The organism is Legionella sp. MW5194, assembly GCF_016864235.1.
Taxonomy (GTDB): domain Bacteria; phylum Pseudomonadota; class Gammaproteobacteria; order Legionellales; family Legionellaceae; genus Legionella_C.
On sequence record NZ_CP045732.1, the window covers coordinates 928,398 to 952,924 of the forward strand.

Below are 24,527 nucleotides of genomic sequence, written 5' to 3' on the forward strand. Positions count from 1 at the left end.
GTGGATTAAAAAGCATGGTAGCAAGTTAAGCTAAAAAGGCAACTGGAATTCCCCGTTGCGTCCAAAGTAATGCTGTCGTTATGCTCTTGAAAACCTTATAATCTTTTTTTTAAGTTGCCGCGATGGATAACCGTTCATGGAATTGAGAATTGACAATACCCCGTTTAAAGCCATCTTTCAGCCGCTGGATTTAGGATTTACCCACCTTAAAAATCGCATTCTGATGGGCTCTATGCACACAGGACTTGAAGAAGACAAGGAGGGGCTTGCCCGTCTCGCAGCCTTTTACCGTGAGCGCGCCTTGGGCGGAGCAGGGTTAATTGTAACCGGCGGCTTTGCCCCCAACCGTTCCGGCCGCTTAGCGCCCTTTGCCGCCAAACTCACCAACAGCAAAGAACAGCAGCGTCATGAAGTCGTTACTCACGCCGTGCACGATGCCGGCGGGAAAATTGCCCTGCAGATTCTCCATGCCGGGCGTTACGGGTATCACCCCTTTATTGTCGCGCCAAGCGGCATTAAATCACCAATCAGTCCATTCAAACCCTGGGTCATGACTAAACGCCGTATTGCCAAAACCATCCAGCACTTTGCGCGTTGTGCAAAGCTTGCCCAAGGTGCGGGTTATGACGGCGTTGAGATCATGGGCAGTGAAGGCTATTTGCTTAATCAGTTCATTGTCGCCCACACGAACCATCGCCTGGATGACTGGGGGGGCAGTTACGCCAATCGCATTCGTTTCCCGGTCGAGATTGTGCGCGAAGTGCGGCAGGCTGTGGGTGAGAAATTCATTATCATTTACCGTCTATCCATGCTGGATTTGATAAGCCAGGGCAGCAGCTGGGAAGAAATTGTTCTTCTGGCCAAAGCGATTGAAGACGCGGGAGCGACGTTAATCAATACCGGTATTGGCTGGCATGAAGCCCGTATTCCCACCATTGCCACCATGGTGCCTCCCGCGGCGTTCACGGCAGTGACCAAACAACTGAAACCGGAATTGCGTATTCCTGTCATTACCTCCAACCGCATCAACACGCCGGAATTGGCCAACCGGGTACTGTTGGAAGGCCATGCGGACATGGTGTCCATGGCCAGGCCTTTTTTGGCGGATGCGCAGTTTGTGGAAAAAGCCAAACGCGGTGAAAGCGCCGCGATTAACGTTTGCATTGCCTGCAATCAGGCATGCCTCGATCGGGTCTTTGTCAATAAAACCGCATCCTGTCTGGTGAATCCCAGGGCCTGCAATGAGACCGAGCTTGTGTATCAGGCAGTGCATCATCCCAAACGCATCGCGGTGGTTGGCGCCGGGCCCGCAGGTCTGGCTTTTGCGGCGGTAGCCGCTGAGCGTGGGCATGATGTCACCCTGTTTGAAAAAAGCGAGGTGCTGGGTGGCCAGTTTAATCTCGCCAAGCGTATCCCCGGCAAAGAGGACTTTCAGCACACCATCAATTATTTTGCCCACCAGTTGCCTAAATTCGGAGTGGATATCCGCTTCAATACGCAAGCCACGCCGGCCTTGCTGCAGGGCTTTGATGAAGTGGTGCTGGCCACGGGCATTACGCCAAGGATTCCGCAAATTGACGGCATTCATCATGAAAAAGTCATGACCTACATTGATGTAATCATGGCACGGCGAGTACCTGGCCAACGCGTGGCCATTATCGGTGCCGGCGGCATTGGCTTTGATGTGGCGGAATGGCTGACGCACGAGCACCATGGCCATGAAGCGAAGCATTTTTACAAGGAATGGGGAATTGATTTGACTGTTAGCCATCGCGGCGGACTTGACGAGGCTTCGGTGAGTCCAAGTCCGCGCGAGGTGTATTTACTGCAGCGCAAAAAAGAAAAGCACGGCAAAAACCTGGGTAAAACCACAGGCTGGATCCACCGTTTGAGCCTTAAACACAAGCAGGTCAAGATGCTGGCAGGGGTGACTTACGAGCGCATTGACGATGAAGGCCTGCATATCCGCATTGGCGAGGAAAAAACAGTCCTGCCGGTGGATTCCGTGATCATTTGTGCCGGACAGAATGAACTGCGGGATTTGTACGATCCCTTACGCGAAAGCGGTCAGTCCGTGCATTTAATCGGGGGAGCCTTCAAGGCACTGGAACTGGATGCGCGCCATGCCATTGATCAGGCCTGTCGTCTGGCGGCCCTGCTATGAAGCACATTGCGGTCATTATTAACCCGATTGCCGGCAATGGGGCTGGGAAAAAAATCTGGCAGGCTCTCGAGCCTGGACTCAAAGCCCTTTTTGAAAAAATCACGCACCGCATGTCGAATGTAAGTGATGACATCAGCGGGTTAACCCGTGATCTGTTAAGCGAGCGGCCTGATTACCTTGTTATCATTGGCGGCGACGGTACCCTGAGCCAGGCCATTAACGGCATTATCGTGGCAGATCAATTGCCTTATCCTGAGCTTAAGACCGCTTATTTTAATTGCGGGTGCGGCGGTGATTTTGGCAGGCAGTTTCCTTCCCAGCACATCACGGAGTTTCTCGAACGACTCGTTCATAATCAGACCATTAGCACCAATGTAGGCAAAATCACGTTCAGCGATAAAATCAGCTATTTCATCAATATCGCCAGTTGCGGGGTATCGGCCGATGTGGTTGTCAGTGCGTCGAAAACGCCTTGGTTGAAACGGGTCGGGGGCGGAATGTATTATTTTATCCATGGCTTTAAAACCTTATTGTCCTTAAAACCGCTGGATGTGCGCATTGCATACGACAATCATCCCGCCGAGGAGGCTAAAATGTCGATGATTGCCCTCTGCAATGGCCAGTTTTTTGGGGGCCGGATGCACGTAGCACCCATGGCAAGGCTGGATGATGACTTGCTGGATGTGGTGATGTTCCTTGATGCCACGCCCTTACGCGCGTTGTTGAAATTTCGAAAAATTTATTCCGGCCGGCATCTTCGGGAGTCCAAAGTTCATTATCGGCAGGCGAAAACCGTATTAATCGAGACGCTGGGAAAACCCGTGCCTGTGGAGGCGGATGGGGAGATGCTGGGTTATCTGCCGGCTCGCTTTGAATTAATTCCCATGCAATTGCAGTTGATTATTTAGAAAGTTGTATCATAATTAAGAGGGTCAATTTAGATTAAAAAATTGTCAGTTAGATTAATTTTTAAAATTTTTGTAAATGTATCTTCCTGTTTTTTTAGTAATATTCCACGCCAAGAATTGCACACACTAACAAATTTAGTGCATCGCTGCGCTGATTTTGCTATTATAGTGAGCAATTTTTACATTAGTTAACCCATTTTTTTCAGTTACGATTTATATTTTGGAACCAGTTATGACACAAGAATTAGCAAGCTTCGCTGCCCTCGACCTATCGGATGTTTTACTGAAAGCCCTAGAGGACATGAAGTTTCAAGCGCCATCTCCTGTTCAAGCACAGACGATACCGTATCTGCTCGAAGGAAGAGATGTGATTGCGCAGGCACAGACGGGTACGGGGAAGACGGCGGCTTTTGCTTTGCCTATTCTTAAGCGTTTATCGTTAAAATCCAGGGCAACCCAGGCGCTTATCCTGGCGCCCACACGCGAATTGGCCATTCAGGTGGCTGAACAGTTTGAAGCCTTGAGCGTTCATCAGAAAGGCACGACCGTGTCTGTTCTTTGCGGCGGGCAGGAGTACAGCCGTCAGCTGAAGCAATTGCGCGACGGTGCGCACATTGTCGTTGGAACGCCTGGACGTATCCTCGATCACATCGATCGCGGCACCCTGCAGCTTCACCAACTGAAGACCTTTGTGCTCGATGAAGCCGACGAGATGTTGCGTATGGGCTTTATTGAAGACGTGGAAACCATTCTTGCCAAGCTGCCCGATGAGAAACAGATTGCCCTGTTTTCAGCGACGATGCCTTATCGTATTCGTCAGATTGCCAACAGCTACCTTAATGATCCGGTCTCTGTGGAAATTAAAGCCGCCACGGCCACAGTCAAAGCCATTGAACAACGTTTCCTTTTCGCCTCCCCGGTTCAAAAGCCGGATGCCTTGCTTCGGGTTTTAGCGGTTGAAGAGTATCAGGGTGTTATTGTGTTTGTGCGCACCAAGAGCAGCACCGAAGAAGTGGCCGCCTTGCTGCAGCAGCAGGGATACCGTGCCATGGCGATTCACGGCGATATAACCCAGGCTTTGCGTGAGCGCATCATTGCTCAGTTTCGCCAGGGCGCCATTGACATTCTAGTGGCGACGGATGTGGCGGCACGTGGTCTGGACGTTGACAGGGTGACGCATGTTATCAATTATGACGTTCCTCATGACTGCGAAACCTACGTGCATCGCATCGGTCGTACCGGGCGTGCTGGTCGAAGCGGCGTGACGGTGTTATTCATTACGCCGAGGGAGTCGCGCATACTCAATACCATTGAGCGTCATACGCGTCAACGCATTGAGAAAATCGTGGTGCCCAATGACTACATGATTCAACAGGCCAGGCAGGAACGCTTTATGGCCAACATCAAGTCGCGTTTTGGACACGAACATGCTCCGGGCTATTACCGCATCATCGAGGAGTTCCTCAAAGCCAATCCTGAGGCTTCCGCGATGGATGTTGCAACGTCCCTGGCTTTGATGCTTAATCAGGATAAAGCCTGGCAACAGGAGTTGCCGAAGCCGTCTCGACCGGCCAAAGAAACCCGGCAGCGGGATGGCGACTTTAAAAACGAGTTTAAATCTGCCCGTCCTTACGAACAGCGTCAGGGTTCAGAGCGTAAAGGCTTTGGCAAGAAAAACATCCGCGACGATTACCCGCAGGAACTGTTCCGCATCGATGTGGGCCGTATCCATGGTGTAAAACCCGGTAATATTGTCGGTGCGATTGCCAATGAAGCCGGCTTGCAAAGCAAGTTCATTTCCGGTTTGAAAATCCATGATGATCATTCCACCGTGCGTTTACCCCAGAACATGCCCAAAGAAGTGTTCCAGGATTTGAATAAAGCCTGGGTCTGTGGCCGTCAACTGAAGTTAACATCCCTGGGCACGGTGTGATTTAAAGCCGATTAGGACCTTTAATGGCCTTAATCGGCTTTACTACCCCTACTGTCTGGGGCCGTTGGAGGGCAATAAGGCCACCACAGCCACTGCAGCCAGAGCCGTTGCGGCAAGACCATAGAATACATAAGGGTTGTTGGTCAGCGAGGGCTCTTTCATTGATTCGATTCGCTGTTTAATCACGTCCCGGACCTTATCCAGCGGCTGGTTGCAATCAATGCCCTGGGTTAATCCGGGCACCAGTTCCTTCAGGATGTGTTCATTCAGCATCTGCACCTGCTCAACCATCTGGGTGTGGTTCACAAAGTGTTCGGAAGCACGTGCCAACGCTTCAAACACCGCGGCGGAAAAATCAACCGCTGTTTCCTTATCCCAGTTTTTCAAGCCAAAGCTGGCTTGACAATTGTAGCGGCGCTCATCCTTTTCCTGTTGCGTATAACCTGCGCGCGCTGTTTTCATCTCCTGTTCATCGCTGAGAATCGCAAGCAAGGCCATAAGAAACTGACGGGTAACTCTTTTTTTAAAATCCATAGCAGACATCCTTAAAATGAAGGAAGCCTATTTTAAACAGGGATTGGTCGGGGGGCTAGCGGATAAAGTACCCGAAACGCATTTCAGGAGTTTTTTATTGCAAGAAAATCCAATATCATCCGACTAGCAACAATACCTCTTGTGGCCTACACAGTAAGGAAGACGATGATTGTAATCTTTGTCCATGGCTGGAGTGTGACCCATACCAACACGTATGGCGAACTGCCTCAATGGCTTGAGACTCAGTGCAGAGAGGGCGCACTGGCTATTCAGGTAGGGAATATTTATCTTGGGCGTTACATCAGTTTTAACGACAGCGTGACCCTCGATGACATAGCCCGCGCCTTTGAGCATGCCGTGCGCGAGGAGATGGCTGACAAGTTGCGACAGGGGGAACGTTTTGCCTGCATCACCCATTCCACCGGCGGGCCGGTTGTGCGTCTATGGATGGATTTATATTATAAAAACAATCTTGCAGCATGCCCCTTAAGCCATCTGATTATGCTTGCACCGGCTAACCACGGTTCGGCGCTGGCGCAATTGGGTAAATCCCGGTTATCTCGAATTAAATGTTTTTTTGAAGGCATTGAACCAGGGCAACCTGTGCTGGACTGGCTTGAGCTCGGAAGCGAGAAGAGTTGGCAACTCAATGAAAGCTGGCTGCATTATGATTGCACGGCGCACGGCATTTACTGCTTTGTTCTCACCGGTCAGACCATTGATCGCCAACTGTATGATGCGTTGAACTCCTACACCGGTGAAGCCGGATCGGATGGTGTTGTCCGTGTCGCGGCGGCGAATATGAATTACAGCCTGCTGCAGTTGCATCAGGAGGGGAATAACGGCGAAAACCTCGTTGTAACCCAATTGACACGAACACGGCCCATGGCCATGGGCATTTTGCCCGGGTGTGCCCATTCTGGAAAAAAGAGGGGAATCATCCGCAGCGTGACGATGGCCAATGCCGCTACTCACCCAACGGCCGTATGGGTTTTGCGATGCCTCAAGGTTAAAAACCGTGACAGTTATACTGCGCTGGCGAATGCGCTTGACAGGCTGACGGAAGAAACCCAGAGAAACGAACGCATCGAACAGGTCAGGGCGCTTCTTCATAAGCGGGAATACGTAACCAATCGCTATTCCATGATTCTATTTAAACTCATTGATGATCGAGGCAATCCGCTTGAGGATTATGATCTCTACCTGACGGCCGGACCGCAATACAGCGAAGGGGCACTACCCAAAGGGTTCTTTGTTGATCGCCAGCGGAACCTGCGCAATCCGGGAAAACTCACTTATTTTCTTGATTACGATATCATGGAAACTGGCATTAATACCCCCAAAATGCAGGGTAATCTGGGATTCCGCATTCGAGCCTACCCCGAGGCAAGTGATCGGGCCCTGGCTTATTATCGCCTGCTTGATTTTCATTCGTCACTCGCGGACATTAACAAAATCCTTCATCCGAATGAAACCGTTATGGTTGAAATCAAGCTGCAGCGACGGGTTGACAGCAGCGTGTCGCGTATCACCAACAACCTGATTCCGGCGAAAATCAGTGCGAAGCCGACAGGCAGCCACGTCAAGTAACCAAGGCAGTTAATCCGGGGTTAAGGCCTTCAACGGTGCATCCTGTGCAGCCAACGCCGTTTGCGGGAAAGGGCTGAAACAGGTGGCGAAAAAGCCGATCATTTTTCCAGGCAGTGAATCCTTCGCAGTCAGCCGCTTGAGGGTGGTGGCGGGCTGATTGGTACCGGTTAAAATCAGGTTGACATAACTCAGGCAGTCGGTTTCTCCTGGTTTCATGCGGGTGGCGATAAAGCGTTTGGTGCAGGCATGAGTCGTCTGAAGGTGTTCATGCAAGGCCATCATGCGTATCAATTGCCTGCCGTCTACCTGTCGATTTTCACGTTGCACCGGGGCTTGTTTAAGATCAGAACCGCCGAGTGAAAATTCAAGGGCCAGGTGTTTATCGCCAATGGCTAACTTGATTAATGCATGATGACCGACATAACCCCTTAAGGTGTCGCTGATGAACCGGGCCTCGTAGGTCACAATTTCATAAGTCTGCGGGCTTTCCAGAAACCTGTCCAAGGCATCCTGATTCATGTTGAAATACTCGATAAGCAAGCGATTTTTAACCTTATCCAGGTAATGGTTTAAGGGTTGGTATTGGTTGCTGGCTAAATGGTCCAGTGAGCGCCCAAGGCCATCAAGCGTGTATTTAATCTGTCTGAACGTTTCTTCTTTAAATAGCTTTTTAGGGGCGCGAAAGCCTATCATCGCACCGACAAAAAAACCGGTAATAAACCCGATAAGGGCATGCCTGAATGGATTTTCAAGCCGTGCTCCAGCACGCAGCAGCCCTGAAAAACCGCCGACCAAACCGCCCAGGATGCCCAGTATTAATGCGGCCAGGGCGCCGCCCACATTCAAAATACCCTGGATCAGTTGAGTCTGGGCACTGTTTGTGCCGGCAATTTGAACCAGGTCCTGGTAACATTGCTGCACGGCCTTTAAAGACGCATTCACCAGGAGGGGATCATTTAAGCTCAGGAAAGCATGGCACTGCTCCGTGAGTGCTATGGCAGCTTTTAGCACGCTGCTGGCATAGGGCGTTGGTTTTTGCTTAAGCGCTGTGACTAAAAGCAGAAGAAAATATTTGATTTCATGACTGGGCAGGCAGTCAATTTTAGTTTTGAAAAGCAGGAGCTGGGTTTGATAAGCCTCGTTGTGCATGGCGTTCAACGTGATGATCAAATCATTATAATGTGGATAGAGGAATTAAATTGCAAGTGATTGTTGCCAGGCGATGCGATTTGCCCTGTCAGTGTCAATTATTGGGACTGAATGTAAATTAAATTGATCATTTTGTTGGCCCTATACTATAATCCTCGAGTTTTTTTAAAAAATAAGGCTTTAAATGAATGTGTTAATCCTGTTGTTTACTCTGCTTTTTTCCGGCTTTGTGTCCGCCGCACCTTTAAAAAACATTGTTGTGTTTGGCGACAGTTTATCGGATAACGGCAATCTGTATGAGTACATGGAGCGTAAACTGCCGGAGTCACCGCCTTATTATGAGGGGCGCTTCACCAATGGGCCAGTGTGGGTAGAAAAACTGGCTGCGCTTTCTTTCCCAAACGACGGCAATGGCCGTTTGCTCGACTATGCTTTTGGCGGGGCGGGGGTTTCCAATGACAGTGAAGAGGATGGCATTTTGTTTACCCTTAAACGGGAAATCGACAGCTACCTGCTCGCGCACCAGGATAAAGCGGATGAGAACAGCCTGTTCATCGTCTGGATTGGGGCGAATAATTACCTGGGTATTCCTGACGATGCCAACAAGACGGTGACAGAAGTCAATGCAGGCATCAAGCGTGGCCTTGAGCGTCTCGCCCAGGCCGGAGCGAAGCATGTGCTCGTGCTGAACCTGCCCGATCTGGGCAAAATTCCAGTGGCCCGTTTGTTTGATGCCACCGAGGTGTTATCCACCATTTCCATTGATCACAACGCACGCCTGATGCAAACCGTGGAATCGCTTAAAAAGGAGTACAATGACGTTCAGTGGCTGCAATACGATGTCTATCAGATGATGGGAGAGGTACTGGCTGATCCAGGCCAATACGGTTTCAGTAATACGCTTGAAACCTGTTATGACGTGATCGTGGACAAGCCTTCTCAGCAATCCATGCTAAAAATTGCGCAACGTCTGAAGTTTCAGGGTCAGGTGGATTGCTCAAGCTACCTGTTTTTTGATCCCGTGCATCCTTCCGCACCGGCGCATGACATGATGGCTTTGCGAGTCCATGCTCTGCTGAATGCGGCAGGTATTCAATTTGCGGATTAATAGTTTCTGCCGCGGCGCCTGAAGCGCCGCGGATCTTCCATTGTTTATTGACTGAACCTTCCTAAAATTCCGGCAGGAATTTTGCATTAATCTCCTTACAACGTCCTCCTCTGCGCCGACTATGCGTGTCCTTTTAGGATGTCTCTTATTGGGTTTTTTATTGCTTGCCAGGGCAGAATTATCCACGTTGGAAATCAATGTCAACCAGAAAAAGGTGGCCTTGCCGTATTGGACTCCTGACATGAAATCCAAAGGCGGTGTGGTGATTCTCTTTGGTGATCCGCCCTTGTATGGCATTCAGTTTGGTAAAGCCTTAGCCGAACAGTTAGCCAAACGGGGTTGGTCGGCTGTGGTGGTTACGGCTGATTCAGGGACAGGTAAAGACAGCTGGATTGATCAGGTGCCGGAAGCCTTGGCTGCTTTGCGTCAGAAAAACAATAACCGCATGATGGTGGTGCATTATGGCAACCAATTGCGTGTGACCCTGGATTATTTTTCCAAACCGCAGTCAAAGAAAGTGAATGGTTTAATCCTCATTTCGGCTTACGATAAGCCAGAACAAAAAGACATTCTTGACCTGCTCAAGAAAGTGAATTTCCCCATGATGGATGTCGTCGGGCAATTTGATTATGGCTTTGTCCTCGAGCAGGCAAAAGAGCGACGCAATAAGGTAGGCTGGGAAGAAAAAAGCTATCAGAAGTTAACGATGCCGGGGGCCCGCCACCAATACTGGTATGCCACACCTCTGTTAGTGGCCTACCTCAATGGCTGGATGTTGAAACAGGAAGCGGAAGAGCCGGTGAAGCCGCCGATCAACCTGCGTTAACCTACCACCCTTTGCTTTCGCAGATCAATTCATACGCCTTGGTGATTTTCTGTGTTTTGTCATTGGCCATTTTAATCATTTCTTCTGGCAATCCTTTGGCAATCAGTTTATCCGGGTGATTGCGGCTGATTAAGCGGCGATAGGCCCGTTTAATGTCCTGTTTGCTCGCCTGCGGCGATACCTCAAGCAGGGCGTAAGCCAAGGTCAGGTTATTTTGGGGTGCATAACTGCTCTGCTGCCGGCCAGAATAGTGGCGATTATAGGATTGGCGGTTTCGCGACGAATGACCGTTTGATCCGCTGGGGCCTGATTGGTTGGAACCGGCATTGGCACCCGAATAAGAATAGGAACGCGTCGCCTGGGCGCCAAAATCCTCGTAAAAGCGGTATTGCTTGTGCAGAGGGGCAAAGCCGAGGCGGCTGAAGACCATATCCAGTGCTTTGATTTTGGGCGGAGAGAGGCCATCAGTCATGGCTGCCCGGTACTGAATATCCATGAACAGTTTAAGCAGTTCCGGATTATCCCGGCAAGTCAGCTGCAGGCTATTCAGGGTACGGCCCAGGTCAAAATCAGGTTGTTTGCCTTCACGGAAAAAACGCTTGGCCAGGGCTCTTTGTTCGTAACCCAGACGCATTTCATCCATGAGTGTACGGGCCATGGCAATTTCACGCTCGGAAACCCTGCCGTCTGATTTGGCGATGTGTCCCATCACCAGAAACGTGGTTTCAAAAAAAACCTTTTGCACGGCCTGACGCTTTTCTTCGTGGTATCGCCAGTGAGGACGGGAAAAATGCTCGACCAAACCACGATCAAACACGTTGCCAATTAAAATACCTAAAAAGGCACCCACAGGCCCTGCAATTTGGTAACCAAAAAAGGCTCCGAGGATTTTCCCCCACCAGGTGTGGGTGGTAAAAAATTGGCGAAAATTCATTAAAATCTGCGTTCCGTTATGTCGTTAAATCAGGTTGAGAGGCCGACGAGAGGGGTTAGCCCCAGGTTTCAATTCCCAACCAATATTACTATTTTAGCGTTTTTTAGCGGGGGAGGGAATTTTTTGGACATTTTCATTGCCGTCTTTTTACTTCAGGCAGTATCCTTGAACCGGTAAGAATTATATACTTGCTCTTTTTTAAGGGTAGTGTATGCGGGTTATTTATTCAACAATCTGGTATTTATTAGTTCCCTTCCTGCTTCTGCGGTACTGGTGGAAGGGCAGGACTTTACCCGCTTATCGTGAGCGTCTGGCCGAACGATTCTGCCTGGGCCCAATGCCGTCGCTACCCGTGGACATCTGGCTGCATACTGTCTCCCTGGGCGAAGTGATTGCTGCGACGCCGCTGGTTGACGAATTACTGCGATCGCAAAAACGGATCCTAATCACTACCATGACGCCCACGGGGGCTGAGCGAGTGGCCCGGCAGTTTGGTGATCAGGTCATGCATCGCTATGTTCCGCATGAACTGCCATTGACCCTGCGTCGTTTTTTTAACGCCTTCAAACCGCGTGTGGGGATTATTTTTGAGACCGAAATCTGGCCCAACATGATTCATTATGCAAGCGAAGCGGGTATTCCTCTGGTTCTGTTTAATGCCCGTTTATCCGAACGCTCAATGCGCTCTTATAAAAAGGCGGCCTCCTTTTTCAAGCCTTATTTAAATCAGTTTCGGGGCATTTATGCCCAGGGACAGGAAGATGCGCAACGCTTTATTGAATTAGGCGCTGAACCGGGTCGAGTGAGCGTACTCGGCAACATTAAATTTGATTTGGAAACAAAACATGTCAATGCGGATATCTTCTGGCAATTGAAAACCCGTTGGGGAAGCGAACGCACGGTGGTGGTTATTGCCAGTACGCACGAAAACGAAGAAGAATTGATCCTGTCTCACTTAAAACAATTGCAGCAGGCCATTCCTCAGGTTGTGTTGGTTGTTGTGCCGCGGCATCCTGAGCGTTTTCCAAAAGTCATTCAGTTAGCCAGGCAAATGGGTTTTCATACGGGTCACCGCAGTGATATGAGCAGTATTCAGCCTGACAACGAGGTGGTGGTGATTGATTCTACCGGCGAATTATTAGCCTGTTATCAGATTGCCGACTATGCCTTTGTCGGTGGTAGTTTTGTGCCGGTTGGCGGCCATAATGTACTTGAACCCATCGCCATGGAGGTGCCGGTATTCAGTGGACCCCAGACGCATAATTTTAAAATGATCATGGCAGCGCTTGTTGCCGCAAAGGCGGTGAAAGTCATTGATAACGCCCATGATTTGATGGACGGTGTGGCCCGTCTTCATGCAAATCCTGGTGAAAGAGACCAATTAATCAAAAATGCCAGCAACGTGCTGAATGCCAACCGTGGCGCTGTGGCGCGTTATGTTGCTGTCGTGAAGGAATGCCTGGGTGAAGCAAAACGGATATCGCCAGAATAAATCATCGACGTCTGAATAACCCTTTCTGTGTGTAGAAAGGGTATGACTATGGTTGATTCTCAATCGATGGATAAAGATTAATTCCTGAAACAGGAATTAATCTTAAAAAGAGCAGGGGATTAACCGCCCTGGTTTTGACGTTCTTTAATTTCAGAGAGCGTCTTGCAATCAATGCAAAGCGTTGCTGTAGGGCGTGCTTCAAGACGACGCAGGCCGATTTCGATACCACAGGCTTCACAATAGCCAAAATCATCGTCACGCAGGCGTTCCAGCGCATCTTCAATTTTTTTAATCAGCTTTCTTTCGCGGTCGCGGGTGCGCAGTTCAACGCTAAATTCTTCTTCCTGGGTGGCACGATCAGACGGATCGGGGAAATTAGCCGCTTCATCTTTCATGTGGGTTACTGTGCGATCCACCTCTTCCATAAGGGACTGACGCCAGGCTAACAATATGGTCTCCATGTGTGCCTTTTGTTTGTCATTCATGTATTCTTCACCCTCAGTTTCCTGATAGGGTGTAATACCCATGCTTGTCACGGCGTTGGTTTTCACGTTATGTCTACTCTCGTTAGTTGTATCCACTCTATGCGCTGGCATCGTTGCCTCCCACTGTCTACATCCTGTCATCTAACTCATTCATGCAAGCGAATGAAGGGCGTTAGGTATATCAAAAATTACAGGTTGCTTCAACCATTATTACGTTTTCCACCGCTTACACGGTCATTCCCTTGCCAGTCTTGCCAACAATGTATCGCTTTATACCCATAATCGTTAAGCATAGACTCTACAGCGGACTTTTGATCGTACCCGTGCTCAACTAATAATAGACCGTTTGGACAAAGCCTCGCAAGACTCTTACTGATAATGTGCTGTAAAGCCTGCAAACCGGTTTCGCCACTGATTAAGGCGGTTTGCGGTTCAAAGCGGACATCGCCTTCATGCAAATGGGGATCGGCACTGGCAATGTAGGGGGGATTGGAAACAATGGCATGGAACAAGTCGGGTTCGAGAATATTGGCAAACCAGTCGGAATGGATGAACTGAATGTTATCCAAGCCTAAACTGGTCGCGTTTTCACGTGCTGTTTTAAGCGCGCCCTCGCTGAAATCACTGGCAACAATCTGCCAGGAGGGTCTTTCTTTGGCCAGCGCCAGGGCGATGGCGCCGCTGCCTGTTCCCAGATCAAGAATTCTGGCCTTTGGCACATCGTGCAGTTGTGACAGGGTGATTTCCACCAGCAACTCTGTCTCCGGCCGAGGGATAAGCGTGTCTTTCGTCACTCGAATCGGTAAGGACCAGAATTCCTTGATGCCAGTAAGGTAAGCAATGGGATGGCCCTGGCGGCGTTGTTCCACCAATGCCTTGAATCGATTCCATTGCAGGGGCGTTAATGCGACCTCCGGGTGTGAATACAGAAAGCTGCGGGATCGGATAAGGACATGAGCTAAAAGCACCTCGGCATCCACACGGCAATCCGGATTACCCGGCTCAAGTATCCGTATCGCCTCAGCCAGGGCTCCCCTAATGTCCGTCATGACGCCCGATTTCCGCGAGCAGTTCGGCGTGGTATTCACGCTGCAAGGCGTCTATAACCGGCGTCAGATCGCCTGCAATAATGTCGGTTAACTGGTAAAGGGTGAGGTTAATACGATGATCCGTCAGACGTCCCTGCGGGAAATTGTAAGTCCGGATGCGTTCAGAGCGATCGCCGCTGCCAACCAGGGATTTTCGGGTTTCTGCCTGTTGTTGACGCTGCTTGCTTTGTTCTGCGTCCAGTAAGCGCGTTTTTAACAGGGCCATGGCTTTGGAACGATTCTTGTGTTGCGAACGTTCATCCTGGCATTCCACAACCACGCCCGTGGGAATGTGGGTAATGCGGATGGCGGAATCCGTTTTGTTCACGTGCTGACCGCCCGCGCCGGACGAACGATAGGTGTCAATGCGCAGATCATCCGGGCTGATGTCAATGTGATCAATTTCATCCACTTCCGGCATGATGGCGACTGTGCAGGCGGAGGTATGAACCCGGCCCTGAGATTCGGTTTCAGGTACCCGTTGCACACGATGAGCGCCGGATTCAAATTTCAACTGCGAATAAACGGCGTTACCGCTGATGCGGGCAATGATTTCTTTATAACCCCCGTGTTCGCCATGACTGGCACTGATGATTTCGACCTGCCATCCCACGGTTTCAGCATAACGGCTGTACATGCGAAACAAATCCCCCGCGAAAATGGCGGCTTCGTCGCCACCGGTGCCGGCACGAACTTCCAGATAGACGTTTCGTTCATCATCGGGATCCTTGGGGATCAGGTGCCATTGCAAAGCCTCATTCAGTTGCTCAACACGTTGCAACGCCTCGTCGATTTCCTCTTTCGCCATGGCGGCCATCTCGGCGTCGTTGCCATCAATCAGTTCCTGAAGTGAGGCGACATTGTCGCGAGCGGTCACGTAGTCATTGTAACAGGTGGCAACCGGTTCGAGTTGGGCGTACTCTTTTGACAGGTTTTTAAATTGGTTCTGATCGGCAATAATCGAGGCCTCGGATAACAGGCGGCCCACTTCTTCAAAGCGTTCCAGCATCTGTTCGAGTTTCAGTTCAAGAGATTTCTTCATAGGGTATAGGAGCTTTGGAAGGATTAAATAAATAGTGCACCAGGTCCAGCAATTCCTCGCGGTTATCCCAAGCCGCCTGCCTTAATCCGACAGTCGGAAAATGGGTTAATTTATTCACTAGACGGGTACTGAATTCCTGCAACACGTCGGTTTGGTTCATGCCTAAAGCGAGCTTTTTCATGGCCCGTTGCAATTCTTCAGCTGCCAGGTTTTCCATGGTATCCCGGTAATGGCATATGACGTCTTTGGCGCGCAGGGTGCGATGCCAGCGAATGTAATTGTCCAGTTCACAATCAATTAATTGCTCAGCCTGAAGCGCGGCGCTGCGCCGTTCATCCATTCCTTTGGTAATGATGGTTTGCAAATCGTCGATGTTGTAAAGGGCGACATTCGCCAATTCACTGACATCGGCTTCAATGTCGCGAGGCACAGCCAGATCAAGGAAGAACATCGGGTTGCCTTGGCGTTTTTCAAGGGCATGAGCCACGAGACTGCGGTTAATAAAAGGAAGCGGGCAAGCGGTGGCTGAAATCACAACATCGGCTTCGGCCAGATGCTCGGGGATATCACCAATGGTAAGTGCTTTGCCCTGATAGGCGGTAGCCAGTTGCATGGCGTTTTCGCGGGTACGGCTTGCGACTAAAAAATCAGAAACCCCTTCCTCGTGGAGGTATTTCACCACCAGGTTGGCTGTCTCCCCTGAGCCAATTAAAAAAACGCGCAGGGACTGAATGTCGCTGAAAAACTGATTGACCAGTTGTACGGCTGCATAAGCGACAGAGACGGGATTCGCGCCGATGCCGCTTTGGCTGCGAATGCGTTTGCTGGCGCTAAACACATACTCAAAGACATGGCGTAAATTACTTTTGACAGCGCCTAAACGGCAGGCCTGCTGGTAGGCTTGTTTCATTTGCCCAAGAATCTGTGGCTCTCCGAGCATCATCGAATCGAGGCCGCTCGCCACTCGGAGGGTATGGCGTATGCCGTGATGCCCGTGATGAAGATAAATATAGGGTGACAGGACTTCTGGCGAGAGCTGATGCTCATGAGCAAGCCAGGGAACGAGGCTTTCCGGATCGTTGGTGTCGCAATAGATGTCCATGCGGTTGCAGGTGGACAGGATGGCTGCTTCATTAACGGCAGGAAGGCCCACCAGCTTGTGAAGCAGTGTATCCTGTGTCGCTGGTGTCAGCGCGACTTTTTCGCGCACAGTCAGCGGGGCTGTTTTATGATTAAGTCCGCAGGCAACAAAGACCATCGAAGTTTTACTATTAACCCGGCAATGTTGAGATTGTAAACCATAACTTTTTTAAAATGTAGAGCAAAGCGAGGATGAATCGCCGAAAACTCAAGTCCTTGGCTGATTTGCCGTTAACAAGGTAAACCTTAAGGCGTTTCCTGTTAAGGAGATTTAGATGGATATCATCTTCCAGGGCAACCACAACAGTGAAGAGGCGGCAGAAAATTTATTGAGTGTCCTGCGCTTGTTCAAGGAACGGTACAAGATCAGCCATTTTCGAGAAATGCATTTAACGGTGACTTTGGTGGATGATCATGGCGATGATGTCGAGCTTGTGGATAGCCAGACCTCGCAGGTTTACCGCGTTTTTGAAGTCTACCGCAAAGGCCAGGAACTTCAGACTGGACGAAAGCCCCGTCCCATGTTGCAATTAGTGGTTGATAACACACGCTAGCAGGATGACATGCTTACCGGCTTACTGGCATTTCTACTTACATTACTCCTGGTCATTGGTCTACATGAAGCCGGGCATGCCCTGGCAGCCTTGCTGTTTAACGTTAAAATTCAACGCATTGCCATCGGTTTTGGCAAGCCCCTGCTCTTACGGCGAGATAAACGGGGCATCGAATGGGTCTTCGCGCTGTGGCCTCTGGGCGGTTACGTGCGTTTGCTGAATTCCCGTATTCAACCGGTGGAGGAAGACGAGTACCCCTTCTGTTTTGATAAAAAACCGGTCTGGCAACGCCTGATTATTTTGTTGGCCGGTGCGATGGCGAATCTTTTAGTAGCCTGGGTGGCCTTCACAATGATGCTGATGGCGGGGTATAAACAGTATGATGCTGTCATTGACAAGGTAACCCCGCAAAGCCTCGCGGCCTCCGCTGGCTTTAAAGCCGGTGATCGCCTGCTCACGATCAATGGTCAGGCGGCGCAGTCACTGCAGGATGTCGGCATGCGCTTGATCGCGTCCCTGGGAAAGGCCAACATTCTGGTCACTGTCGAAAACCGACAGCAGCAACGGTCATTGCAGCTGGATTTAAGCCGCTGGCAGTTTCCAGCGGTTAAAGGGTCGCTGTTTTCCCTGTTGGGTTTTGAAATGGTCTCACCGGCTCAGAGCCAACGCCTTGTGCCCGGCACGTCTTTGTTGAATGCCGCCACGGAAGCAGTAAGCCGGATAATTGATTTGTCCGGGTTTTTTATGGTGATGCTCAAGCAATTATTCACAGGGCTTATACCGTTTACCCTGCTGTTGGGGCCTGTGGGTTTTTTAAATGCCTCGCTTCATTCCTTCCTGCAGGGATTTTCCGTGTTTCTTTATTTTATCGCTTCCCTCAGTTTGACGGTGGCTTTCGTAAACCTGTTGCCTGTACCTGGACTGGATGGCGGTTCCATGGTTTATGCGGTGCTTGAGAAACTGCGCGGCAAGCCGGTTTCCATTGCCATGGAAGTGCTTTTGCATCGTCTTGCCCTGATTTTTTTCATGCTGGTTTTTGTTCAGCTCCTTCTCAATGACCTTAAACGCTATGCCCATTGATCAGGCCCGGGCGCAGCAGAGCACATCCACGCGTTGTACTCCGTGCTGTTTTAAGCCGCGCGCAAGTTCACTGACCGTGCTGCCTGTGGTGAGTAAATCATCGACCAGCGTCACATGAGCATAGGGCATGGGTTTAACCGAGAAGGATTGCTTCAGGTTTTTGCGGCGTTGCCGGCCACTGAGTCCTGCCTGCGTTGGCGTATTGATTCGCTTGTGGCAATGGGTAAGCGCGCAGGGAATCAATAACTCGCTCGCCAGCCTTTTGGCTAGTTCCGCCGTCTGATTAAACCCGCGTTGCCGCAAACGCTGGGCATGAAGAGGGACTGGAGTCAGGCAATCGGAACGGTAGTGTTCAGGCAGGGCTGCTTTCATTAATTTGACTAAAAAGGATCGAAGATGCAGTGCGTGGCGGTATTTGTAGTCATGCAGCAGGCTGCGTAACAGGCTGTTAAAGTGATAAGCAGTGAACACGGCATCAAAGTCGGGTCTTTTTTTAACGCAATGGCCGCACACAGGGAAGGCGGACTCAACCAGGGGATGCCGGCAATAGCGGCAAGCGGGCCCAAGCGGGGTTAACAATTGTTCGCAAAACGAACATACAGCATACAGGCCATAATGGTTTTGACAGCAAACCACACAAACAGAAGGCAATCGCCATTGCTGTGTTATACTCTTGATTTTCTGATACACGCGTGTTGGATTTCCATTAGTAAAGCTTTGCCATAATGAATCTTAAAAACGAAATTAGCAACTCATTTAATACCCACGCCGGCGAGTATGACCGTGCCGCCAAAATACAGCATGAAATAGGCAACCGTCTGTTTGAGCGCCTCGACTACCTGAAAATCAATCCGCGTTACGTGCTCGATTTGGGCTGTGGAACCGGTATTTTTTCCCGCCTGCTTAAAAAGCGCTATGCGGATGCCCACATCATCGGTATTGATTTGGCTGAAAACATGCTCAAGGAGGCCCGAAAGAAACAGGGCTGGCGACGTAAATGGGCGCTGGTTAATGCCGACATGACCGCGTTGCCTTTTCCCGACGGTTTATTTGATTTGGTCTTTGCCAATCAGGCCATTCATTGGGTTTCGCCGCTTAAGGATGTCATGCGTGAAATTAACCGGGTTATGAGCCCGGATGCGAGCCTGCTGTTTTCCACCTTGGGCCCGGATACCTTTAAAGAACTGAAGCAAGCCTGGGCTGGTGTGGACTCCCATGCCCACACCAATACCTTCGCCGACATGCACGATGTGGGTGATTGTCTGCTGGCTGAGCATTTTTTAAACCCGGTGGTGGATATGGAATGCATAACGGTGCATTATTCTTCCCTTAAAGCCCTGGTTGACAGTCTGAAGGCGCAGGGAGTGCGCAACATCAATCAGGCTCGTAATAAGGGATTAACCGGCAAGGGTGCGAGGCAGGCGTTTGAGGCGGCTTATCAGCAACGGTGTACTGACCAGGGCAAATACCCGCTGACTTATGAAGTGGTTTATGGCCATGCGTTCAAGGGGCAGACACAGCCAGCCGGGCAAAGCGGGGAGGTTTTTATTCCTATATCCAGCATTCAACGCAAGGTACGATAAGCCTAAAAACAAAATGGGCTGGCAATGGAGCGCAGCGGTCCAGAGGAGTGCGCGTTAACGCATTTGATGGTACTGTTTCATACCGGCTTAAGCAGAGGGAAGTTAAGATGGGAAGTGATTTCATCGTTTATGCCATTCCAGTGTTTTTTTTATTGATGGGCATGGAATACGTCATTTCAAAAATTCGCCGGCAACCACTGTATGAAATCAAGGATTATGTCAGTAATTTAAGCAGTGGTTCGCTGGAACAGCTGTGCACCGCACCGTTGCAGGCTCTGCTCCTCTGGGGATACCATGGCCTGTACCAGCACGCCGCCTTCATGACCATTAATCCACATTCTGTCATTGCCTGGTTTGTCCTGTGGCTTGCAGTGGACTTTCTTTATTACTGGTATCATCGTGCCACTCATCGGATTACTTTGTTATGGATGGGGCATTCGGTGCATCATCAGAGTGAACATTACAATTTATCAGTGGCCCTGCGCCAGGGCGTGGTGCAGACCCTGTTTTCGCCGGTTATTTATCTGCCGTTGGCCCTCATTGGTTTTCCAACCTGGATGTTTATCACGGTATCGAGTTTGATCACACTTTACCAGTTCTGGATCCATACTCAGACCATTGACCGTTTAGGCTGGTTTGAAAAATGGTTCAATACCCCTTCGCACCACCGTGTCCATCACGGCCGTAACCCCCAATACATTGATAAAAACTACGCCGGTAGCCTCATTCTCTGGGATAAGCTGTTTAACACTTTTGAGCCTGAGCAGGCGCCCCCGGATTACGGGGTCACGGAACCGCTGCAAACCTGGAATTCATTTTACGCCAATATCAAAGTAGCGATGGACATGATGTATTACGGGCAGTTTTTAAAAACAGTCAGGCAACGCCTGGCTTTGTTTATGCAACCGCCTGAAAAAATAATCAGCCTTTTGGGAACGCGGCGTTTTAATCAGGTCAGACGTGAGTCGCGGCGCTATCAGGGTCCGGTTCCTGTGCCTTATCTGCTGGTCAATGCCCTGGCGTTGGTGATGGGGTTCACGGCTTTTCTGGCGAGCAGCCGTGAGGCAGGGACAAAGGTTATTCTGCTTCATTTGTTTTCCCTGCTAACCATCTACCTTCTGGGGCGGGTGTGTAACGGTGCGCGCACCATTCACTGGCCGGAACTGGCACGCGCCCTTGTCTTCTGCGCTTTTTTGCTCGCGATGGCAGTACCTGCCCTGATTGCTCTCCCTGGCAGCCTGGTGTTTTTTGGTATTAATGAGCGACTTTTTGCCAATCAGAGGTTGTATTTCGAGCCTCAACCCAAGCCTTTGCAAGATGACGCCGTTTAACTGTTGATTAAATTGGCTGGCAGCTATAATTTATACAACCCGATTAAAAAAATAGAATGCTTTAGGAGCGATTATGGAATTTGTCAGCCGTTACGTATCTCATCAACCGGATTTTAAGGGCATGGTGAGCTACTCCGATGAAGAGCATCGCGTCTGGCAGCTACTCTACAAACGACAGATGACTATTCTTCCGGGCAGGGCTTGTGATGAATTCCTGCAGGGGTTGGAAAGCCTGGGCTTGGCCGCCGATCGCATTCCGCAACTCCCGGATGTCAGCGAGCGTCTGCGCGGATTGACGGGTTGGGAAGTAGCCCCTGTGGCTGCGTTGATCTCGGCACGTGAATTTTTTGAATTGCTGGCACAACGGCGTTTCCCCGCCGCGACGTTTATTCGGGTGGAAGAGGAATTGGACTATGTGCAGGAGCCGGACATTTTTCATGAAATTTTTGGTCACTGCCCAATGTTAACCGATCCGGTGTATGCAGAATTTGTGTACAATTATGCCTCTAAAGTACTGGAATTTCCTGAGGATGAATGGCCTTTACTGCAACGCCTGTTCTGGTTTACCGTGGAATTTGGTTTAATCAAAACGCCGCAGGGATTACGGGCATATGGTGGCGGTATTTTATCCTCCATCAGTGAAACCCCCTACAGCATTGAAAGCGATATTCCCATGCGGGTGCTGTTTGATCCGGTGGTGGCTTTTCGCACCCCTTACCGCATCGACATGCTGCAGAAGGTTTATTTTGTTATTGATACTTATCAACAACTCTACGATTTTGTAAATCAGAATATTGGCAGCCTCATTCGCCGTGCCCGCGAACTGGGCGAGTACCCGCCTTTTTTTCCTGTGGATACCAACAATCCCAGTATTCATATTCTTGCCTGTTAATCAGGCAGAAGAGACTGATTTGCGCATACAGCCATGCAGGCGGTGGTGCAATTGTAATGCGCGTTCAGTCTTGTTAATATCGGTGAACGTTTTGTGTTCATTGATGGCTTATCAAGGAGCAATCGATTGATCAAAGTACTAATTGTTGATGACCATGCCTTGGTTAGAATGGGTATTCGACGATTATTAGACGACTTACCTGACATGGAAGTGGTCGCTGAAGCAGAGAATGGAGAGCAGGCTCTCACCCTGGTGAAGACCTGTAAACCGGATGTCGTGTTATTGGACATGAAAATGCCTGGCATTGATGGTTGGGAGGTGACGCGCCGTCTTAAAAAATCCAATCCGCAAATTAAAATCATCGCCGTTACCGCCATGTGTGCCGAGCCTCTGCCTACCCGCATTTTGCAGCTCGGAGCCATGGGTTATCTAACCAAAGAATCCGGTGCTCAGGAAATGGCTGCCGCCATACGCAAGGTGGCGAAAGGGGAAAAGTATTTAAGTGCCGAAATTGCCCAGAAAATGGCAATCAACAGCCTCGAAGCCGTTGAAGAATCACCGTTTGATCGTTTGTCTGAACGCGAAATGCAGGTGATGTTCATGATTACCAGCGGCATGACGGTACAGGATATCGCTGATCGCTTGTTTTTAAGCAGCAAAACCATTAATGGCTACCGCTACCGCATGTTCGATAAATTGGGCATTAAAAACGATGTGGAATTAACCTTCCTGGCCATGAAACACCGAATCATTGAAAAACCCACGGATGCCTTGCACGATGATTGAGGCCGGGGCTGACGCCTGCGGGTTTTACCATCTATAGTTAAATTATGAACGAGTTTTTACCTTTCCCCGAATTAACGACTTTGCTTGCCAACCTGACCAGTGAGCCTGGTGTTTACCGCATGATGGATGCCGAAGACACCATATTGTATGTCGGAAAGGCCTCCAATCTCAAAAAACGGGTAAGCAGCTATTTCAGCAAACAGACTACGGGTGCTAAAACCCGATCGCTGGTGAGCCAGATTGCCCGTATTGAGGTCAGTGTTACACGTAGCGAGACGGAAGCCCTGTTGCTCGAAAGCAATCTGATTAAAACCCTGCGCCCCAAGTACAATGTCCTGTTGCGCGATGACAAGTCCTATCCTTACATCCATGTGGTCCGCAGCAATGGCTATCCGCGCATGGAGCTCTATCGCAGCAAGAAAAAACCCAAAAAAGGCGATTTTTTTGGGCCCTATCCCAGCGCAACTGCTGTGCGGGAAACCTTAAGCAGCATCCAGAAAATTTTTAAAATCCGCAATTGCCGCGACAGTTATTTCAGCACCCGCTCCCGTCCCTGCCTGCAATACCAAATCAAACGGTGCACCGCCCCCTGCACCGGTTATATCTCTGAAGCGGAGTACCAACAGGCAGTCGATGACGCCCTGAGGTTTCTGCAGGGCAAATCCCAGGCTATTCTTGAGGAAATGGGGGCGCGGATGGAGGATGCCGTCAAACGTCTGGCTTTTGAAGAAGCCGCTCTGTTAAGGGATCAAATCAAAAGCCTTCGCCTGGTGCAGGAGCAGCAGGGAGTCGTGCAGTTGCGCGGCGATGCGGATGTGATTGTCATGGATGCCAAACCTGGGTTTGCCTGCATTCAGTGCGTTACTATTCGTGACGGGCACGTGCTGGCAAGCCGCAGTTTTTTCCCCTCAGTACCGCAACGGGTTCTGGTGGTGGAGGAGGAGCCGCGTGATTTGCGGCAGCAGGTTCTCGAAGCCTTTGTGTCGTTTTATTACGTTGATGCGCCAGAGCGCATCCCGGGTTTGCTGATTCTTGCAGAGCCACTGCCGGAACTTGACGCGATTCGCCTGATGCTGTCTGAGTTGCGCGGCAAGGAGTGTCAGATTCAGGTTAATCCGCGCGGCATCAAGGCACGATGGCTGGATTTTGCGGTCAATAACCTGCGGTTGGCGGTCAGTGAGTATGATGCTTCACGTTTGACCATGAAAAACCGCTACGAGGCGCTCGCTGCCTTTTTACGCCGTCCTGCCCCCATTGCACGTATGGAATGTTTTGATATCAGCCATACACAGGGGGAAGCCACCATTGCCTCCTGTGTGGTGTTTGAAACGGAAGGGCCTCGCAAAAAAGATTACCGCCGTTTTAATATCACTGGCATTACGGCTGGCGATGATTACGCGGCAATGCAGCAGGTACTGATCCGCCGTTTTAAGCGGCTTAAGGAGGAGCAGAATCTACCCGATATTTTAATCATTGATGGCGGCAAGGGGCAGGTGAATGTTGCCCAGAAAGTCCTCACCCACCTTGGTGTGGAGGGGGTATTCCTCCTGGGTATTGCCAAAGGACCGGAACGCAAGGCCGGCCTCGAACGCCTTATTCTGGTGGCTCGTGATGAAGAAATCATGTTACCGGAGGATTCGCCTGCCCTTCATCTGCTGCAGCATATTCGCGATGAGGCGCATCGCTTTGCGATAACCGCTCACCGTAAAAAACGACAGGCTGCCCGACTGGAATCATCGCTGGAAACCATTGAAGGGGTGGGGCCGAAACGGCGTCAGGCTTTATTGCGCCGCTTTGGCGGCTTACGCGAACTGGCCAAGGCCCCCCTGGCTGAAATTGCCAAAGTGGCCGGGATCAATGATCAACTAGCCCTGCGGATATTTAGGCATTTTCGTGATGGCTAGTGAG

At 50.3% G+C, this 24,527-nt stretch carries 22 protein-coding genes; 14 read left to right on the forward strand and 8 right to left on the reverse strand.

Annotation, left to right across the window (positions count from 1 at the left end; all coding sequences use genetic code 11):
• Window positions 1-136: 136 nt before the first annotated feature.
• The 3 genes from GH742_RS04430 (at window position 137) to GH742_RS04440 (ending at window position 5,005) form a co-directional block, all read left to right on the forward strand.
• The gene (locus GH742_RS04430) at window positions 137-2,164 is read left to right on the forward strand and encodes an NADPH-dependent 2,4-dienoyl-CoA reductase (protein ID WP_203456271.1); all 2,028 of its coding nucleotides are present in this window, start codon (window positions 137-139) and stop codon (window positions 2,162-2,164) included.
• Window positions 2,161-3,072 (forward strand): diacylglycerol kinase family protein, encoded by a 912-nt coding sequence (locus tag GH742_RS04435; RefSeq protein WP_203456272.1) that lies wholly within the window; start codon window positions 2,161-2,163, stop codon window positions 3,070-3,072. The genes GH742_RS04430 and GH742_RS04435 overlap by 4 nt, the downstream gene beginning before the upstream one ends.
• A 232-nt stretch (window positions 3,073-3,304) precedes the next feature.
• A complete protein-coding gene (locus GH742_RS04440; protein ID WP_203456273.1) occupies window positions 3,305-5,005 on the forward strand; it encodes a DEAD/DEAH box helicase in 1,701 nt (566 codons plus the stop codon).
• A 48-nt stretch (window positions 5,006-5,053) separates the two neighbouring features.
• Here the strand turns inward: GH742_RS04440 and GH742_RS04445 are convergent, their stop codons facing one another.
• Window positions 5,054-5,539 carry a hypothetical protein gene (locus tag GH742_RS04445; RefSeq protein ID WP_203456274.1) on the reverse strand — a complete coding sequence of 162 codons (486 nt, stop codon included), beginning with the start codon at window positions 5,537-5,539 and terminating at the stop codon, window positions 5,054-5,056.
• A gap of 165 nt (window positions 5,540-5,704) precedes the next feature.
• Between GH742_RS04445 and plaB the strand changes: the two genes are divergently transcribed.
• The gene (plaB, locus tag GH742_RS04450) at window positions 5,705-7,129 is read left to right on the forward strand and encodes a phospholipase PlaB (protein ID WP_203456275.1); all 1,425 of its coding nucleotides are present in this window, start codon (window positions 5,705-5,707) and stop codon (window positions 7,127-7,129) included.
• A 9-nt stretch (window positions 7,130-7,138) separates the two neighbouring features.
• On the opposite strand, the gene GH742_RS04455 is transcribed toward plaB, so the two are convergent.
• Window positions 7,139-8,278: a YtxH domain-containing protein gene (locus GH742_RS04455; RefSeq protein ID WP_203456276.1), complete on the reverse strand. Its 1,140-nt coding sequence runs from the start codon at window positions 8,276-8,278 to the stop codon at window positions 7,139-7,141.
• Between the two features lie 184 nt (window positions 8,279-8,462).
• On the opposite strand from GH742_RS04455, the gene plaA reads away from it, so the two are divergent.
• Window positions 8,463-9,386, forward strand: coding sequence for a GDSL family lysophospholipase PlaA (plaA, locus tag GH742_RS04460; protein WP_203456277.1), 924 nt, complete (start codon window positions 8,463-8,465; stop codon window positions 9,384-9,386).
• A gap of 148 nt (window positions 9,387-9,534) precedes the next feature.
• On the forward strand, window positions 9,535-10,212 hold the full coding sequence (locus GH742_RS04465) for a DUF3530 family protein (protein WP_203456278.1): 678 nt from the start codon (window positions 9,535-9,537) through the stop codon (window positions 10,210-10,212).
• Window position 10,213: 1 nt separating this feature from the next.
• Here GH742_RS04465 and djlA read toward each other — a convergent pair whose 3' ends face one another.
• The gene (gene djlA, locus GH742_RS04470; RefSeq protein ID WP_203456279.1) at window positions 10,214-11,146 is read right to left on the reverse strand and encodes a co-chaperone DjlA; all 933 of its coding nucleotides are present in this window, start codon (window positions 11,144-11,146) and stop codon (window positions 10,214-10,216) included.
• Between the two features lie 211 nt (window positions 11,147-11,357).
• Between djlA and waaA the strand changes: the two genes are divergently transcribed.
• The gene (gene waaA, locus GH742_RS04475; RefSeq protein WP_203456280.1) at window positions 11,358-12,638 is read left to right on the forward strand and encodes a lipid IV(A) 3-deoxy-D-manno-octulosonic acid transferase; all 1,281 of its coding nucleotides are present in this window, start codon (window positions 11,358-11,360) and stop codon (window positions 12,636-12,638) included.
• A 119-nt stretch (window positions 12,639-12,757) separates the two neighbouring features.
• Here waaA and dksA read toward each other — a convergent pair whose 3' ends face one another.
• The 4 genes from dksA to hemA all read right to left on the reverse strand — a co-directional run bounded on the left by dksA (window position 12,758) and on the right by hemA (window position 16,511).
• A complete protein-coding gene (gene dksA, locus GH742_RS04480) occupies window positions 12,758-13,165 on the reverse strand; it encodes an RNA polymerase-binding protein DksA (RefSeq protein ID WP_310790366.1) in 408 nt (135 codons plus the stop codon).
• Between the two features lie 158 nt (window positions 13,166-13,323).
• The gene (prmC, locus tag GH742_RS04485) at window positions 13,324-14,172 is read right to left on the reverse strand and encodes a peptide chain release factor N(5)-glutamine methyltransferase (protein WP_203456281.1); all 849 of its coding nucleotides are present in this window, start codon (window positions 14,170-14,172) and stop codon (window positions 13,324-13,326) included.
• Window positions 14,159-15,253 (reverse strand): peptide chain release factor 1, encoded by a 1,095-nt coding sequence (prfA, locus tag GH742_RS04490; protein WP_203456282.1) that lies wholly within the window; start codon window positions 15,251-15,253, stop codon window positions 14,159-14,161. The genes prmC and prfA overlap by 14 nt, the downstream gene beginning before the upstream one ends.
• Window positions 15,237-16,511 (reverse strand): glutamyl-tRNA reductase, encoded by a 1,275-nt coding sequence (hemA, locus tag GH742_RS04495; RefSeq protein ID WP_203456283.1) that lies wholly within the window; start codon window positions 16,509-16,511, stop codon window positions 15,237-15,239. The genes prfA and hemA overlap by 17 nt, the downstream gene beginning before the upstream one ends.
• A gap of 157 nt (window positions 16,512-16,668) precedes the next feature.
• On the opposite strand from hemA, the gene GH742_RS04500 reads away from it, so the two are divergent.
• Together GH742_RS04500 and GH742_RS04505 are read left to right on the forward strand one after the other, a co-directional pair.
• Entirely contained in the window at window positions 16,669-16,947 is a 279-nt protein-coding gene (locus GH742_RS04500) for a hypothetical protein (protein ID WP_108292292.1), read from the forward strand.
• A gap of 9 nt (window positions 16,948-16,956) precedes the next feature.
• A complete protein-coding gene (locus tag GH742_RS04505; RefSeq protein ID WP_203456284.1) occupies window positions 16,957-18,027 on the forward strand; it encodes an RIP metalloprotease in 1,071 nt (356 codons plus the stop codon).
• On the opposite strand, the gene GH742_RS04510 is transcribed toward GH742_RS04505, so the two are convergent.
• A complete protein-coding gene (locus GH742_RS04510) occupies window positions 18,028-18,717 on the reverse strand; it encodes a ComF family protein (RefSeq protein WP_239005279.1) in 690 nt (229 codons plus the stop codon). It lies immediately after the preceding gene.
• A gap of 35 nt (window positions 18,718-18,752) precedes the next feature.
• Between GH742_RS04510 and bioC the strand changes: the two genes are divergently transcribed.
• From bioC to uvrC, 5 genes are all read left to right on the forward strand, one after another.
• The gene (gene bioC / locus GH742_RS04515; protein ID WP_203456285.1) at window positions 18,753-19,610 is read left to right on the forward strand and encodes a malonyl-ACP O-methyltransferase BioC; all 858 of its coding nucleotides are present in this window, start codon (window positions 18,753-18,755) and stop codon (window positions 19,608-19,610) included.
• A gap of 107 nt (window positions 19,611-19,717) precedes the next feature.
• Window positions 19,718-20,941 (forward strand): sterol desaturase family protein, encoded by a 1,224-nt coding sequence (locus GH742_RS04520; RefSeq protein ID WP_203456286.1) that lies wholly within the window; start codon window positions 19,718-19,720, stop codon window positions 20,939-20,941.
• Between the two features lie 73 nt (window positions 20,942-21,014).
• Window positions 21,015-21,833: a phenylalanine 4-monooxygenase gene (phhA, locus tag GH742_RS04525; protein WP_203456287.1), complete on the forward strand. Its 819-nt coding sequence runs from the start codon at window positions 21,015-21,017 to the stop codon at window positions 21,831-21,833.
• Window positions 21,834-21,959: 126 nt separating this feature from the next.
• The gene (gene letA / locus GH742_RS04530; RefSeq protein WP_058525608.1) at window positions 21,960-22,619 is read left to right on the forward strand and encodes a two-component system response regulator LetA; all 660 of its coding nucleotides are present in this window, start codon (window positions 21,960-21,962) and stop codon (window positions 22,617-22,619) included.
• Window positions 22,620-22,663: 44 nt separating this feature from the next.
• Complete coding sequence (gene uvrC, locus GH742_RS04535) at window positions 22,664-24,523, forward strand: excinuclease ABC subunit UvrC (RefSeq protein ID WP_203456288.1); 1,860 nt, start codon at window positions 22,664-22,666, stop codon at window positions 24,521-24,523.
• Window positions 24,524-24,527 lie beyond the last annotated feature (4 nt).

What these genes read in the sequence shown, in the direction of transcription:
- GH742_RS04435 (WP_203456272.1), top strand. Translation starts at nt 2,161, where the DNA reads ATGAAGCACATTGCGGTCATTATTAACCCGATTGCCGGCAATGGGGCT.
- GH742_RS04500 (WP_108292292.1), top strand. Translation starts at nt 16,669, where the DNA reads ATGGATATCATCTTCCAGGGCAACCACAACAGTGAAGAGGCGGCAGAA.
- GH742_RS04455 (WP_203456276.1), bottom strand. Translation starts at nt 8,278, where the DNA reads ATGCACAACGAGGCTTATCAAACCCAGCTCCTGCTTTTCAAAACTAAA.
- GH742_RS04430 (WP_203456271.1), top strand. Translation starts at nt 137, where the DNA reads ATGGAATTGAGAATTGACAATACCCCGTTTAAAGCCATCTTTCAGCCG.
- hemA (WP_203456283.1), bottom strand. Translation starts at nt 16,511, where the DNA reads ATGGTCTTTGTTGCCTGCGGACTTAATCATAAAACAGCCCCGCTGACT.
- dksA (WP_310790366.1), bottom strand. Translation starts at nt 13,165, where the DNA reads ATGGGTATTACACCCTATCAGGAAACTGAGGGTGAAGAATACATGAAT.
- plaB (WP_203456275.1), top strand. Translation starts at nt 5,705, where the DNA reads ATGATTGTAATCTTTGTCCATGGCTGGAGTGTGACCCATACCAACACG.
- prmC (WP_203456281.1), bottom strand. Translation starts at nt 14,172, where the DNA reads ATGACGGACATTAGGGGAGCCCTGGCTGAGGCGATACGGATACTTGAG.
- GH742_RS04520 (WP_203456286.1), top strand. Translation starts at nt 19,718, where the DNA reads ATGGGAAGTGATTTCATCGTTTATGCCATTCCAGTGTTTTTTTTATTG.
- GH742_RS04445 (WP_203456274.1), bottom strand. Translation starts at nt 5,539, where the DNA reads ATGGATTTTAAAAAAAGAGTTACCCGTCAGTTTCTTATGGCCTTGCTT.
- uvrC (WP_203456288.1), top strand. Translation starts at nt 22,664, where the DNA reads ATGAACGAGTTTTTACCTTTCCCCGAATTAACGACTTTGCTTGCCAAC.
- GH742_RS04440 (WP_203456273.1), top strand. Translation starts at nt 3,305, where the DNA reads ATGACACAAGAATTAGCAAGCTTCGCTGCCCTCGACCTATCGGATGTT.
- GH742_RS04505 (WP_203456284.1), top strand. Translation starts at nt 16,957, where the DNA reads ATGCTTACCGGCTTACTGGCATTTCTACTTACATTACTCCTGGTCATT.
- prfA (WP_203456282.1), bottom strand. Translation starts at nt 15,253, where the DNA reads ATGAAGAAATCTCTTGAACTGAAACTCGAACAGATGCTGGAACGCTTT.
- phhA (WP_203456287.1), top strand. Translation starts at nt 21,015, where the DNA reads ATGGAATTTGTCAGCCGTTACGTATCTCATCAACCGGATTTTAAGGGC.
- djlA (WP_203456279.1), bottom strand. Translation starts at nt 11,146, where the DNA reads ATGAATTTTCGCCAATTTTTTACCACCCACACCTGGTGGGGGAAAATC.
- waaA (WP_203456280.1), top strand. Translation starts at nt 11,358, where the DNA reads ATGCGGGTTATTTATTCAACAATCTGGTATTTATTAGTTCCCTTCCTG.
- plaA (WP_203456277.1), top strand. Translation starts at nt 8,463, where the DNA reads ATGAATGTGTTAATCCTGTTGTTTACTCTGCTTTTTTCCGGCTTTGTG.
- bioC (WP_203456285.1), top strand. Translation starts at nt 18,753, where the DNA reads ATGAATCTTAAAAACGAAATTAGCAACTCATTTAATACCCACGCCGGC.